Source organism: Parcubacteria group bacterium (assembly GCA_041660065.1).
Taxonomy (GTDB): domain Bacteria; phylum Patescibacteriota; class Minisyncoccia; order Moranbacterales.
On sequence record JBAZXC010000001.1, the window covers coordinates 87,919 to 101,623 of the forward strand.

Annotated in this window: 12 protein-coding genes; 4 read left to right on the plus strand and 8 right to left on the minus strand. The window is 43.6% G+C overall.

What is annotated here, in order from left to right; translation table 11 throughout:
* Positions 1–63: 63 nt before the first annotated feature.
* The 3 genes from WC819_00430 to WC819_00440 all read right to left on the minus strand — a co-directional run bounded on the left by WC819_00430 (position 64) and on the right by WC819_00440 (position 2,263).
* On the minus strand, positions 64–252 hold the full coding sequence (locus WC819_00430; protein MFA5985797.1) for a hypothetical protein: 189 nt from the start codon (positions 250–252) through the stop codon (positions 64–66).
* Positions 253–284: 32 nt separating this feature from the next.
* A complete protein-coding gene (locus WC819_00435) occupies positions 285–689 on the minus strand; it encodes a hypothetical protein (GenBank protein ID MFA5985798.1) in 405 nt (134 codons plus the stop codon).
* 155 nt (positions 690–844) lie between these two features.
* Positions 845–2,263, minus strand: a complete 1,419-nt coding sequence (locus WC819_00440; protein MFA5985799.1) for an RtcB family protein — start codon at positions 2,261–2,263, stop codon at positions 845–847.
* Positions 2,264–2,463: 200 nt separating this feature from the next.
* Between WC819_00440 and WC819_00445 the strand changes: the two genes are divergently transcribed.
* A complete protein-coding gene (locus tag WC819_00445) occupies positions 2,464–2,790 on the plus strand; it encodes a hypothetical protein (GenBank protein MFA5985800.1) in 327 nt (108 codons plus the stop codon).
* 274 nt (positions 2,791–3,064) lie between these two features.
* Here the strand turns inward: WC819_00445 and WC819_00450 are convergent, their stop codons facing one another.
* The 3 genes from WC819_00450 to WC819_00460 all read right to left on the minus strand — a co-directional run bounded on the left by WC819_00450 (position 3,065) and on the right by WC819_00460 (position 7,120).
* The gene (locus WC819_00450) at positions 3,065–4,201 is read right to left on the minus strand and encodes a glycosyltransferase family 4 protein (protein MFA5985801.1); all 1,137 of its coding nucleotides are present in this window, start codon (positions 4,199–4,201) and stop codon (positions 3,065–3,067) included.
* A gap of 511 nt (positions 4,202–4,712) precedes the next feature.
* Positions 4,713–5,057: a hypothetical protein gene (locus WC819_00455; protein MFA5985802.1), complete on the minus strand. Its 345-nt coding sequence runs from the start codon at positions 5,055–5,057 to the stop codon at positions 4,713–4,715.
* Between the two features lie 80 nt (positions 5,058–5,137).
* Entirely contained in the window at positions 5,138–7,120 is a 1,983-nt protein-coding gene (locus tag WC819_00460; protein ID MFA5985803.1) for a hypothetical protein, read from the minus strand.
* A 280-nt stretch (positions 7,121–7,400) separates the two neighbouring features.
* Here WC819_00460 and WC819_00465 point away from each other — a divergent pair, with 280 nt between their 5' ends.
* On the plus strand, positions 7,401–8,210 hold the full coding sequence (locus WC819_00465; protein ID MFA5985804.1) for a carbon-nitrogen hydrolase family protein: 810 nt from the start codon (positions 7,401–7,403) through the stop codon (positions 8,208–8,210).
* Between the two features lie 210 nt (positions 8,211–8,420).
* On the opposite strand, the gene WC819_00470 is transcribed toward WC819_00465, so the two are convergent.
* Positions 8,421–9,551, minus strand: a complete 1,131-nt coding sequence (locus tag WC819_00470; GenBank protein ID MFA5985805.1) for a glycosyltransferase family 4 protein — start codon at positions 9,549–9,551, stop codon at positions 8,421–8,423.
* Between the two features lie 4 nt (positions 9,552–9,555).
* Positions 9,556–10,518 carry a glycosyltransferase family 2 protein gene (locus WC819_00475; GenBank protein ID MFA5985806.1) on the minus strand — a complete coding sequence of 321 codons (963 nt, stop codon included), beginning with the start codon at positions 10,516–10,518 and terminating at the stop codon, positions 9,556–9,558.
* 444 nt (positions 10,519–10,962) lie between these two features.
* On the opposite strand from WC819_00475, the gene WC819_00480 reads away from it, so the two are divergent.
* Complete coding sequence (locus WC819_00480; protein MFA5985807.1) at positions 10,963–12,117, plus strand: glycosyltransferase family 1 protein; 1,155 nt, start codon at positions 10,963–10,965, stop codon at positions 12,115–12,117.
* Positions 12,118–12,119: 2 nt separating this feature from the next.
* Positions 12,120–13,670, plus strand: coding sequence for an O-antigen ligase family protein (locus WC819_00485; GenBank protein ID MFA5985808.1), 1,551 nt, complete (start codon positions 12,120–12,122; stop codon positions 13,668–13,670).
* Positions 13,671–13,705 lie beyond the last annotated feature (35 nt).

Sequence of the window (13,705 nt, forward strand, 5' to 3'; positions counted from 1 at the left end):
AATAATTACAAAAAAATTCTCCCACAAAATGCTTTTTGTGGGAGAATGTGATGAATGATCTGATCATTCCGGGGAGCCGTTCGGATCATGCTTTTTGTAAAAGATTGCAATGACGATATCTCCATCGGCGCTCCTTCTTGTCATGAGTCTCTGTGTGACATAGATTTTGTTGCCCATTTTTTTGAGCCAAATGTTGATATCTGACATAAGATTAAGCAAACTACCATTTTCAAAAATCATCATTTGTTCCATGAAAGAACTCCTTTTTAGTGTTGGAAGAGTATTTACATACAATCTCCGCAGAATGGTTCGAGGATGTGCAGAGGTACCAATTCCAATGTAACGGGTTTTTCATCCGTAAGGGGATAGAGCATGGGACCAAAACAGCCGGATTGAGAAATGGTCGTAATGCATTTTGCGCCGTCTTCGTGTTCAAAATATACTGCGAGGCGATCTGTAGTATCCTCGATCCTAATTGGTCTGCATATACGCAATCCTTTTTCCAATGTACCGCTGCATACGATGAGTGATTCATTATAATCCGTGAGCATCATGAACAAATCATCCGTCTTGGGATGTTTCGCCAAGAATGCACAGATTAGTTCCGGATCCAATTCTTTTTGCAACACGTAGACCCCGTGCTCGCTCTGTGTGAGAGGGTATACTTTATTAAAAAGATCATTAGGCATAGAGACCTCCTTATTATTGAGTGAATGGATGAGATATAACGTTGTTAAAGAATCACTGTACTGTACTACAAAACTATGGATTTGGTCAAGGTTTTTTTATATATAAAATAAAAGGAGCAGATTATAAATCTGCTCCTGCAAAATTCTCTAGCCGTCTAATACACGATCACGCTCACCGGTTGCATCTTGGCGACGACGTGTGCGATGCCGTTTGCTTCGACGCCTTCGATGACGCGATTGATGTTTTTGTACCGTGCGGAGTCCTGGTTGACGACGATGGATGATTTGGCGTTATAGAGGCGTACGCCTTTTTCTTCCATTTTGGCAAAGAGCTCTTCTTTGTTGGTGATGGATTTTTCATTGATATTTTTGCCTTTGCCGGTTCCGTGCGGTGCGGAATAAAAACTTTCTGCATTACGGTCTGTGCCGACGCATATGTACGCATCAGTGCTCATGGACGAAGGGATAAATACCGGCTCGCCTGTGTCACGGTAGACGGGATGGTGTTGCATTTTGCTCGGACCATAGGCGCGGGATGTATTGTTGCGGTGTACCCATACGTCTTTGTCAAAGTGGTTTTCACGCGTGATCGAAATGTGAGGGAGATCATAGATGAGATCCATCTGTGGATCACGGTTGAGCGTTTTTTTGATCGTTTGGGAAATATTGTGCGCAATCACGGCACGGTTTGCCGTGCCAAAGTTTGATGCGGCGGCGCGTGCATTCATATAAAGCTCGCCGTCAGGTCCACATGCATCATAGGTGAGCAATGATTGGTCGCCGGACATGTGTCGTGCGACTTTCTTTTGCATCTTTCGGTAGATCTCTTTTTTGGTCGAGTTGAATGTCATGCGACCGAGTGCGACCATGATCGCTTGTGAGAGATGTTCGCGTTTTTTTGCGGTGTGGGTGTACATGGTGTATTGACCCAAGATGCCGGAACCCGTATGGATCATAAAAAGATATTGTCCTTTGGCGATGCCGAATTTTTCTGCGATTGTTGGGTCGATGATGTCGGTCACTTTCATGAGATCGAGGAAATGATTGCCGGCGGCGCCGAGAATACCGAGGCGATATTGCGCAAAATGTAAATAGAGGCGGGGAATCGCGTCAAAAATATCTTGTGCCGTCATTTCTCTATCAAAGAAATTCCCGCCACTTTGTGTATTGGACAATTCATTTCGTGTGGTGATGCCAAAGTGATCGATCGCAACCGATGTGCCCTTGCGGCAGATGTCCACGATCGTATCAAATGGCGCATATGTGCCAACGAGTTTTTTGGTAGGGACTGTCTCAACGAGCTGTTCAAATAGCATCCGTATCTCTTCCGGTGATATATTGTCTTCGGTAAGAGATGTCTTGAGCAGGCGCATGCCACAGTTTGGGTCGGAGTCATTGACTTGTGGGAGGATATATTTATCCGATACGATCGTTGTGCCGGAAGCGTTCTTGCGCCCGGGCTTGGAGCACACATCAGGCAGTGCGACTGTGTAACGGAAGAATATGTCTTTATTTGATGCGATGTTTTCGACTTGAATAAATGTTTGTTCTTCCGGCAAAATATCTTCGCTCATGAAAAATTGCGCCGGAACGGACATTTTTTCTGTCTTGAATTCGTGTAAATGTTCGGATTTTTTAGTGCAATGTGTTGACATGATTTTAATTTTATGATAAAAATATTCATTGGCTTCTTTATGAGATTTATGGTATCACAATCATAGCGAAAAACCAATGACAGATGATCATTTTTCACAAAATTTTATAGGAGAAATTTATGAAAAAATCATTTTTTGTTCTTTTTTTCCTTCTCAACCTCTTATTCTCTCAGGTGTGCGTGGTCACGGCAGAAGAGATCCCTCTCGGTAAAACGGGGGCGTTTCAGATCAATGATGAAACGTGGCGCGTTCATTTCAAAAAAATGGAAGGCCGTGTCTGCCGTGTCGATCTGCAAAAAATCGATGGGGAGGCAGTTGTTTTTTCTGAACCTGTCACATTTGATTTTGCGAGAGAGGAACGATATATCTGGAAGTCGGGCGTCAAGCTCACGATCTTCTATGTCCAAAAAGGGGTGATCGTTCTCGTGAATGGGGAAGAAGTGTGATGTATGAACAAGAGGATGTTTTCCGGCAGTATCGGAAACATCCTCTTTTAGTTTATAAAGTTGAAAGTCTGTGAAGTCCATAAAGTAGAAAGTCCATAAAGTCAAAAGTCCGTAAAGGTAAAAGTTTGTAAAGTAGAAAGTCCATAAAGTCCGTAAAGTTATAAAGTTTTTTCGCAATAGGTAAATAGGTCTTGCTTTACGCGTGGTGAAGTTGTTCGATAGACTGAAAAATTCTTGTCATTCCCGTGAAAACGGGAATCCAAAACCATTCTATTTACAGTGTATTATAGAGTGTGATGTATTCTTGGGCGGATTTTTGGATGTTGAAGTTTTGGTGTGCGTATGCGGAAGCGTTTTTGCCGAGCGTTTCTCTTTTTTCTTTGTTCTCGTACAGGTCAATGATGGCAGTAGTCAATGCTTTTGGAGAGTTTTTTGGGATCATGACAGAATTTTTATCATTGGAAAACTCTTGTAGGATCGGCAGATCGGAAATAATGACCGGCTTGCCACAGGCCATTGCCTCGATCACTGCCAGAGGGATATCGAATTTACCGCGCATGTCTGAGACCGGGAATACGCTTATGTCCGACAAGTTATAGATGTCACTCATCTTATATATGCCACTGTCATGAAATGACACCTTGTGGAGGAGGTTGTTTTCTTTGAGTTTTGCGATCACCCTTTTTTTCTTTTGGGCATCTCTTTCGTTCTTTACGCGGACAGCGAGGGAGAGGCGGGCGGAGGGGATCTTTTGCGCTACGCTGATAAAGCTCGTGATCACCGTGTCCATCGCGCCGAGGCGGATGTATTCTCCGGTAAAATTGATGATGAAATCATCTTTCGTAAAACCGGAACTTTCCAGCAAAGTGTGATCTTTTTCTCGCGGTTGATAGTCGGTGAGATCTATGCCCGGGTAGATTTTGTGGACATTGACCAGTCCCAGCGCTTTTAGTTTATTTTTCGCATAGTCCGAATATGTGGTGATGATATCGCCAAACATCATTTCTTTCATTTCCATATCGCTAAACAAGTCTTCGCGGAGCGTGGCGACGGTTTGGATGGTTTTGGATCGGCCTTTCAACAAATTTTTGATGACCCATGAATTGCTCTTTGTGGGGGTAAAGAAATAGTGTGTGATGTCAAAGGTATTTTTGTGGAAAAATTGAAAAAACAACGAGCGTATCTTGTCGGAAAGTTTAAAGTCTTTTTGTGAGTATTTGTAGATCCTCTCTTGGATGACAGTGGCGGGTAGTTCCGGCAGTTGTTTTGCTGTTATGAGATGGATTTCTGTGGCGGGTGAAACAGTGCCGATCTCTCTGGACAAAGCATAGGCAAAATTCTTGCTCGCCTCATCCCACGGGGGCGTGATCGGGCGGGAAACATAGAGGATTTTTCTAGGGTTTTGGGTCATTGACATGTGATTAAATTTATGCTATAATAAACAGTTGTTCGTTAATATATTTGAAAAGATCAATTGAATCCATTATAGCACATAGAGTGTGCAAGGGAGGGATTATGTTTATACCTTATGCTATATTAAATCTGATAATGTTCATTGTTTTTACGGTCACTGGAAATTGTATTATTATTCTCTTAAACTTCGTTGTCGTTGTATTCGGTTATAGAGAACTTCCGTACGAATATCTCAGTTCTTATGTCACTTCTATTGCACTCTGTTTGATAATGGCGGTGGATTGTGTTCTCATGAGCCGCTCCGTGAAACCTGCCATAAGAAGTGGAAATTTAAAGAATGAAGAAAGCTTCTAATTAGACTTTCTTCAAGAACGACCTTATATTCATATATGAGGTCGTTTTTATTTTTTCTCGAGTCGTTGCAGGAGCAGGTTTTACAACCTGTTCCTTTTGTTTATGCAAAACAAATAGGAGGAGCGCAGTACAACTGTGCTCCTGCGAATTCGTTTTTATTTTTTCTCGATCATTTTTTCTTTGCCATCTTTTGTGACAGTGATCGTGATGGGATTTGTTGTTTTTTCCACGGTGATGATCTGGTGATTATCTTTTGTGATGAAAACATCTTCAGAAACAAGTGTGATTTCACCAGCGATTGCAGTATAGTGAAATGTTGCGTCGGCGGAGTGATTGTCGATCGCGAATGAGTGATTGTCCTGAGCAAACGGATCGACAAAGTAAATGCTCCAGAAATTCTCATCGTGTTCACGTTGGGTTTTTTCGGTGTATGCCAAGAACAGTATGCTTGCGCTGAGGCAGATGAGGATGGTTGCGATGATCATGATCTGATTTTTCATAATAGAGAGTTTATAAAGTTATAAAGTCTCAGCCAAAGGCTGACCCGCCTCGGGCGGGATAAAGTTGAAAGTTTTTAAGGTTATTGTTTTCTGATGAATAGGCTGAGTTTGTCATTTTGGTAGATGCGGGAGAATTGATCGTTGTGGAGGAACTGTCCGGCATCTTGTTCTGTGGAGACCAGTACTGCGCCAATGTGGAGGTTGTCATAGCATTGCACTGCCGTGGAGGAGTCCGGTGCGGTGATCATATCCAGTGTGCATGTCTCGCGATCCGGATTGGTTTCATAGCGTGCAAGGAGTGCGCGGGAGAGAGGATACGAGTAATCATAGGCGAAAAAGATCTTGAGCCACGTGTCTGCGGTGATGTAGTTGTGATCTTTGATCATCCAAAAATCGTTTTGGACAAGTTTGCTCTTGAAAACGGTGCTGGCGTATTCACCGGCGTGAAAGGTTTGGAGTGCATCGTTGGTCTGCGGCGCGTTGTTCATCGATGTCGCGTTGTCGCGCAGTCCTGTGGTGCAGATGAATGTGAGGATGAGCAGGCATGTGGCTGAGAGCATCCACTGGGGTACAGCGAGAGAGTCTTTGTTGATCAGTCTGTCAAAAAGCCATGTAACGGCAAAAGCAGTGAGAATTGCGAGAGGAAAAATATTGTACGTGGCGATACGGCTGGAGATGATATTGATGTAAAGCGTCTGCGGTGCGAGACTCATGAGAAGTATGGATGCTCCCCATCCGATAAAAAAAGCACAACCAAAAATATTGATACGCACAGCATCATGTCGCACTTTTGCGCTAAAGAGATATTTCCTGCCAGCAATCGCTGTGAGGAGAAATAATCCGATCACGCCAAAGACGAAGCGTGCTTCGCCGGTCATGGCAAGTAAGTCTGCGAATGGTGTGCCGGTGCGTGATGACTTGCTCGGTGCACCGACAGAATCAGCAATGACGGAGCTGTCGAGATATGCGGGTGGTGCGATCACAAAGAGCATCGTTGCGGCAATGATGATGAGGGGAATGATGTAATAGTTTTTGAGAAGTCCAAAGATCTTTGTATAATCCGACCAGCGATTTCTTTGCAAAATGATAAAAGTGAGCAAACTAAAGATAAATACATAACCAAAAATGAGTGTGCTCAAGTGATGTGTATACGCAAGTGCGGTGGTGAGGATCACAGCGGGCACAAGAAGAAGGGCTCTCTTTTCGGTGAAAGCACGATAAAAGAAATAGATGATCGCAGGAATGAGGAGATTGCCGAGGAGATTGCCGATCACACCGCCACTGACAAATTTTGCCTGCGCTCCGCTGATCGCCCAGAGCGGTCCGATCACGAGGAGGGTGACGATGGCGATCAATGCGCCACGGGGATGTTTTTTACATACTCTGCGTACGAGGACAAACATCATAAGTGCTGTGAAAATATTGATCACGAGGAGAAACAGTGATGGGAATGTGCTGATGACGGATAGATGGGTGAGAATTGCGATCACGCCGAGAAAGATATGCTCGCCGACGATAAAGTCTGCAATTTTATGTGGTGCTGTAAGTTGGGCTGGATCGGAACTCGTGTCAATCTCGATCTTTTGATAATCAGGCAATGATTTGTCAACGGCAATTTTTTCTACCCAATAGAGATGATGACCGAGGTCGGTCGCTGTGGGGAAGATCGCATTGATGAGAAAGATCGATTTTATGCAGATCATGAAAAAAATGAGAAACGCGATCACAAAGGTTTGTGTGTGAGAAAATGTGAAGATGTCGGTGTGTGTCTGTGTCGTTTTTCTGTGTAAAAATAATGATGCAATGAGAAGCGGGACAATGATGCTCGCAAAGAGTGTCAAGAGATGTGCGGGCGTGAGGGATATGTTGAAATGATCGATGCCGATCACGGACAATGTGATGAGCGCAAAACCGATCGGCACGCTGAGCACGAATTTTTCCAACAATGCGAATTGGTTGCGTGCAAAGAATGCACGAAGAAAAAGCCATCCCGGCACGATCAGTAATCCAAGTGTTACGCTGATAAACAGGATCTGCTGTACGAAAAAATCATCTATGGACATAAGAGGTCAATTAATTCTTCTCCCATTAGCATAACATAATAGTGTATTATAAAACAGATGCGTTTTGATGAAGAAAAAATCATCGCTTGCGATTTGTATGTGTATCAGTGGCAACTGTTGCAGGATCACAGTTAAGTGGTGCTTTATGTGTAAAAAATGAAAGAAGCAGGTTGTAAACCTGCTCCTGCAAGAGGACTACTTATTTAAATTCACCCGTTGTTCATTGTCTAAGAAAAAGCTATACTGACAATATATTTTTATATCAGGAGATAATAGCTCTATGAAGTTTAACATTGCTGTTGTACAATTTGAAACCATACGAAAATCTCCAAAAGAAAATTTGCAAAAAGCGGAGCAATTTATAAAAAAAGCAGCATCGTCACATGCAAATATTATCGTCTTTCCTGAGAATTTCATCGCTGGATCAATGGAAGAACAATTCAAATATTTCTCCGATTCACGTGAATATTGCACGTATTTTCAACGTCTTGCCAAAAAATATGCAATTGATATCGTTCCGGGTTCACTTGCCGAAAAAAGCATGTCCAATCTTTATAATACTGCCTATTACATTGACGCAGAGGGAAAGATACGATCACGATATCGAAAGATCCACCTTTGGCATCCCGAAAAACCGGTCTTTCGTTCGGGAAAAAAAGTTTTTGTTTTTGATACAAGGTACGGAAAAGTCGGGCTTATCATTTGTTGGGATCTATTTTTTCCTGAAATGTTCAGGAAAATGTTAAAAATGGGGGTTTCGACCGTTATTTGTCCGAGTTATTGGAGTTATGGAGATGCTGGGAAAGGCTTGAAGTATAACAAAAATTCTGAGGCTACACTAATTGATTCGCTTTGTATTGGTAGGGCATTTGAAAATGAAATTATTTTTGTGTATTGTGGCGCTGTTGGAAAAATAGATACAAATAAAAAACAAGATCTATTGATAGGACATTCTCAGATAACAGTACCATTCAAAGGAGTTTTAAAGAAGTTTGACCACAATCGAGAACAGATGTTCGTTCAAGAAGTGGACACTGCTATCCTTGATGATGCTGAACATGTGTATAGGGTTAAGACTGATCTATCTTAAAGCTGATATGAGGTTGATAAAAAAATAGCTATCATTCGTTTATGTAAACGAATGATAGCGATCGTAGTGTGAACGGGAATCTATTGCAGGATCACAGCTATACCGTGCTTTATGTTTTTGTTATGTGTAGAAAAACGAAAGAAGCAGGTTGTAAACCTGCTCCTGCAAGGTCTGAAAATTCTCTCTTAAGAGGAGAAGGTGTAATGAGGTTTATAAATTTTTCAGAACATCGAGATATTTTTGGGCGATCTTTTCCCAGCTAAAATGTTCAATGGTATAGAGACGTGCATTTTTGCCAAAAGACTCTCGATCGAAATCATCTGAGAGAACTTCGATGATCTTTTTAATCCACATCTGCGCATTCTCGTGTTCGATGAGAAAGCCGTTTTTGCCATCGTGGACGGCATCTTTGAGTCCTTGAAAATTTGATGCGATGACGACACGTTCGCATGTGGCGGTTTCGACGGCATTGATGCCAAAGCCTTCCATAGATCCCGGGATGTCAATATTGGGAGAGATGACGAGATCGACGGTGTTGAAGAGGATGATCTTCTCCGCGTCTGGACGATTGGGGAGGAGAAAGACGCGATCATGGAGGTTGTGCTTTTCTACCATTTTTTGCGCAAGCGGGAGGACATTGTCATCGCCGGCGGTTGTGTTTGATACAGCGCCACCCATTGCGACAAAGATGATATCTCGCGGGAGAAATGGCATCACCTGATCCAAAAACCATGCAACGCCTTTGTGTGGCACAAAACGACCCATGCGCAAGATCACTTTTTTGTCTGTGAGGTCGGTATGTAATAATTGTGCCAATTCTTCGCGCGTATGGGTGAAGAAATACTCCTGTGGGTCAATGCCGTTTGGGATGAATGTGCATCTGTCTCTGTCGATCTCAAATCGTACAGCCTCCGTGATCGTGTGCGTGCCGACGGCGATCAGTTTGTCCATGTGGCGCAATGCGGGGATGTTGACGGTGCGATAGACTTTGCCGAGGAGAGAGTTCTTTTGCGCATAGGTGATATCAAGTCCGTGCACGATGGAGATAAATTTTTTGTGCGGATAAAATATGTGTGCGATGCGACCGAGCGGGGATAATACACCATCGCCAAAAAGCACCGCGTCATGTCGTGGCAGGAGAAAAAGCATTTTGCACAGTGCATACGGCAAAAAGAATGGCAAAAATTTCTTGCCTTTTGTGTTGGCGAGGATCGTGGTCGGCGTGATATCCTTTAATGCGTGCGCGATGCCGTAGTTTTGATTTTCGATCCCGCCAAATACCGGTGGATACGCGCGTGAGATGAATAAGATGCGCAAATCCTTATCGGATAATGTAGACATGGTTTTATAAAATTACTTTGAAGTTATATTTTTGTTTACGCATACGGTACATGGTTTCCTCTGTGAGTTGGCGGTTGGTCTTGATCATATCGGCGATGAGTGCAAAAACGAGAAATTGCATTCCGACAAAAAACAGTACGATTGATACGAGGAGATAGTTGCGGTAGGGTGTGATCTGGAGTTCGGGGAGATAGAGCGCGAGGAATAAGATAAACACGAGCACTGATAAAAGGACGACAAAAAGTCCCGGGATGCCAAAAAACTTCATCGGACGCACATCGCGTATGGCTTTGATGATGATCTTTGCGCTGTTGTTGACAAAATTCCACACACCTAAAACGACGCGCGATTTGCGACCTTCAAAATATTGGACGGTTACGGGGACCCATGTGAGTTTGAGATTTTTGCCGATGGCATCGATGATCGTTTCTTGGGTATAAGTAAAGCCAATCACAGTATTGAGTCGCAAGAGCGCTTCGCGATTATGTGCGCGGAATCCACACGTGAGATCGTGGATCTCGACATTGAGAAATGCGCCAACAAGCTTTGCGGCGAATTTGTTGAGAACTTTTTTGATCAGAGGGATACCGTTTGCTTTACCGGCTTTGAATCGATCGCCAATCGTCATGTCTGCATCTCCATCCAGAATTGGTTTGAGCATGGCGCCGATCTGTTGGGGATCGAACTGACCATCTGCGTCAATGTTGACCATGATGTCAGCGCCGTTCTCCAGTGCACTGCGTACGGCGGAGTTAAATGCAATGCCGAGACGGCGGTTGGTCTTGTGGACGACAACAATATCTGCGCCGGCTTCTCTGGCGGCATCTGCCGTGCCATCGCGTGATCCGTCATCGACCACTTGGATAAGTACCTCGGAAATGCCGTCAAAAGAGCGGGGGATTGCGCGAATCGTTTTGCCAATGGATTTTGCTTCGTTGTATGCCGGCATGTTGATGATCAATTTCATAATGTTTTATCAGCGTTAGTATTTAGGATAATACATGATATATGTTTCCGTGAGATTTGTCTATATTATACACTATAGGACGTCCTCTTGACAAAAAAACATTTTTCCCCTATAATCACCTTAATATTTAAACCAGTTCCTTAATTGAAAAAGTGTGTGGTGACCGCCTACGGCAACACCTCCATGTCAATGCTTCCCGCTCGCGATACACCTCCTTTCTCTTCGCGCACAAGACCGTATTTTTATGGTTGCCACACACTTTTTCTTCTTTTGCAGCTTCGATCATTCGAGGCTGTTTTTTTATGACTTTTTGCCATAATTGTAAAAGTGTGCAAGAATACGCGGTTGAATGTCTGTGTGTGCGGGTGTATAATGATTGCATACAAAAAAACATTCATTGATCAATGGAAAGTATATAAATATTTTTGGTAAGGGGCATTATATATGAATATTGGTATCAACGCATCGTTCATGCGAAAGCCCGGTACGGGCATTGGACAGGTGACGACGCATTTTCTTCATGAGCTCATTCGACGGTCACATACTGATCGATCGTTCAAAAATCATAAATTCTTCATCTATAGTGAAGAGCTGATCGATATGGATTTCCCCAAGAATTTTACGTGCAGACATTTCTTGCCACATTACTATCGACGGGATGATCTTTTCCGCAGACTGTTGTGGGAGAAATTTTCTTTACCGTGCTGTGCGCATCGGGATAAATGTGATGTGCTCATCAGTTTGTATCAGTCGGCGACTGTGATCAAGTACACGGACATGCGTCACATCATGGTGGTACATGATGTGATCCCGCATATTTTTGCAGAGTATTTGGACAATATGCGGAAGAAAATTTATTGGAAATATGTTGAAAAAGGGATGTATGGATCACATAAGATCATCGCTGTATCCGAGTATACAAAGATCGATCTTGCAACGCGACTCAATATCAAAGAACAAAAGATTACCGTTGCGCCAATTGCTGTGGATCCGATTTTTAGCAATATCGTGTCACAAGAAGAGATGGATCGTGTGATGGATGTATATAAACTTGAAAGTAAGAAGTACATATATACAGGTGGCGGTTTGGAGTTGCGCAAATGTGCGGATCGTACATTGCGTGCATACAAGATGTTGCGTGAACGGATACCTGATGCGCCGACCCTTGTCATTTCAGGAAAACTGATGCCGGAGCTTGCCCCGCTTATTGTTGATGTGGAACAAATCGTTTATGATCTGGGACTTGTGGATCACGTGCGCATCATCGGATTTGTACCGCAGGCAGATCTGCCGGCACTTTATAAAGGCGCAGTTTGTTTTGTCTTTCCGTCATTGTACGAAGGTTTTGGCATGCCGGTACTGGAGGCAATGAATATTGGCACACCGGTGATCACGTCAAGGGATTCCAGTTTGTCGGAAGTTGGTGGTGATGCGGTTGTGTATGCCGAGCATGATGATGAAGCGTTGTGTGAAAAAATGCGCGAGGTGATCCTCGATCACACATTACAAGAAATGATCAGTGCAAAAGAAAAAGAACAAGCACAAAAATTTTCTTGGCAATCTTTTGTTGAAAAGATTTGGGAAACGGTTACAATGTAGATATGAAAAGTCTTTTGGAGAATACGAAGATACTTGCTGTGGTCACTGCACTTTTTGGTGTGTGTATGATCATGATTGGTCGTGCGGATTTTTTTGCCTCGATGCCACTTTTTGTTGTGGGTGGCGTTTTTTGCGTTGCAGTCGGCATTGCTATTTTTCGTCCGGCATTTGGCTTTGCGTTGTTTATTTCTGCATTGCCTTTTGAGATCATAAGCGTCTTGCCCGAGAATGTCGGATTGTCTGTCCGTCCGTATCAACTATTGGGTGTGGCATTGTGCTGTGCGATCCTGTGGATCTATGTGCGCAGAGATGTGACTATTACGGATGTGCGAGCATCCATTATGGATTTTTTGGTCGGTATTTTTCTTTTAGTGAGTTTTATGACTGTGCGATGGGCTGTCGATCCGTCGCTGGCATTGCAACAGACGATCATTCTTGCGTCTTTTGTTGTGTTGTATTTTGTGTCGCGATTTTTCGTCACGGATGTGCATCGAGTGATTGCGGTCTTGCCGATCATTGTTGTAAGCGGAGGTGTAATGAGTGTCTATGCGATCGTACAAAATATTCTTTTTTTGCAAGGAGGCGATCATCAAGAATTTATGCCGGGACGTCCAAATGCGTTTTTTGCGGAGCCGGATTGGCTGGGAGTATATTTCGTCTTTGTCTTTGCGGCATGCATTGCATACCTTTATTACAACGCGCATCACAAACATGTGTGGCGGTTTTTCGATGTGTCTTTGTGGAGCGTAACGACTACAGTTGCGGTTGCGATGATCCTGACGGTTGCGCGGAGTGCATGGGTGGGCGTTGCGTCTGTGAGTGCTGTATATTTGCTCGTTGTTTTTCTCTCGCGGAAGTATAAAATGTTTGCACGGCATGCTCTGTGGCTTGGGAGTGTCGCGGTTGTCAGCATGGGGGTCGTGCTGTATGCACCTGTGACGAATTTTGAATTGGACAATCGTATCCAAAGCACAACTACGGGATTGCAAGAAATTACCGTGTCATGCACACAAGAGAGTGCGGGTGCACAACTCAGTGCACAAAAAGAAATTGATGATGTTGCGGAACTTTCTGCATATGGCTGTCGTCATATTGATCTCGAAGAAATTGAGAAGGAAAAAATGACGGGGCATACGGTTGTAAAGGTTTTGCGCAATGATCCCAATGTCGCTGTGCGTGCAAAGACTTATGATCATGTGATCCAGCTTGTCCGTGCGCGTCCGTTTACCGGTTATGGGTGGGGGAGCAGCGGTGATTTGCTTGGCAATGATGAACAGGGCACACCACTCAATGCGAGTAATATCTTTTTGGAGACGGCGTTGTCGATCGGTGTGATCGGTCTGGGAGTGTTGGTATTGTTTTTTGGTGCAATTGGTGTCCGTGCGCTTCATGTGATGTATTGCGCGCATGATGAAGTGACGCGGAGCGTGGCTGTGTTTAGCGTGATCGGACTTGTGGCGATCATCGTACCAAATCTTTTTAATGCGGGATTGTTTTTGGGTTTTGTGTGGGTGTATTTTGCACTGGTTGCACCTTTGTTCAAAAAGATATAATATCTATTTGAATGAGTTGCATGATCGATCAATAT

Excerpts from the sequence above, each read along its gene's own strand:
- WC819_00470 (MFA5985805.1), bottom strand. The coding sequence starts at position 9,551 with ATGTCTACATTATCCGATAAGGATTTGCGCATCTTATTCATCTCACGC.
- WC819_00475 (MFA5985806.1), bottom strand. The coding sequence starts at position 10,518 with ATGAAATTGATCATCAACATGCCGGCATACAACGAAGCAAAATCCATT.
- WC819_00430 (MFA5985797.1), bottom strand. The coding sequence starts at position 252 with ATGGAACAAATGATGATTTTTGAAAATGGTAGTTTGCTTAATCTTATG.
- WC819_00485 (MFA5985808.1), top strand. The coding sequence starts at position 12,120 with ATGAAAAGTCTTTTGGAGAATACGAAGATACTTGCTGTGGTCACTGCA.
- WC819_00480 (MFA5985807.1), top strand. The coding sequence starts at position 10,963 with ATGAATATTGGTATCAACGCATCGTTCATGCGAAAGCCCGGTACGGGC.
- WC819_00465 (MFA5985804.1), top strand. The coding sequence starts at position 7,401 with ATGAAGTTTAACATTGCTGTTGTACAATTTGAAACCATACGAAAATCT.
- WC819_00455 (MFA5985802.1), bottom strand. The coding sequence starts at position 5,057 with ATGAAAAATCAGATCATGATCATCGCAACCATCCTCATCTGCCTCAGC.
- WC819_00450 (MFA5985801.1), bottom strand. The coding sequence starts at position 4,201 with ATGACCCAAAACCCTAGAAAAATCCTCTATGTTTCCCGCCCGATCACG.
- WC819_00440 (MFA5985799.1), bottom strand. The coding sequence starts at position 2,263 with ATGAGCGAAGATATTTTGCCGGAAGAACAAACATTTATTCAAGTCGAA.
- WC819_00435 (MFA5985798.1), bottom strand. The coding sequence starts at position 689 with ATGCCTAATGATCTTTTTAATAAAGTATACCCTCTCACACAGAGCGAG.
- WC819_00460 (MFA5985803.1), bottom strand. The coding sequence starts at position 7,120 with ATGTCCATAGATGATTTTTTCGTACAGCAGATCCTGTTTATCAGCGTA.
- WC819_00445 (MFA5985800.1), top strand. The coding sequence starts at position 2,464 with ATGAAAAAATCATTTTTTGTTCTTTTTTTCCTTCTCAACCTCTTATTC.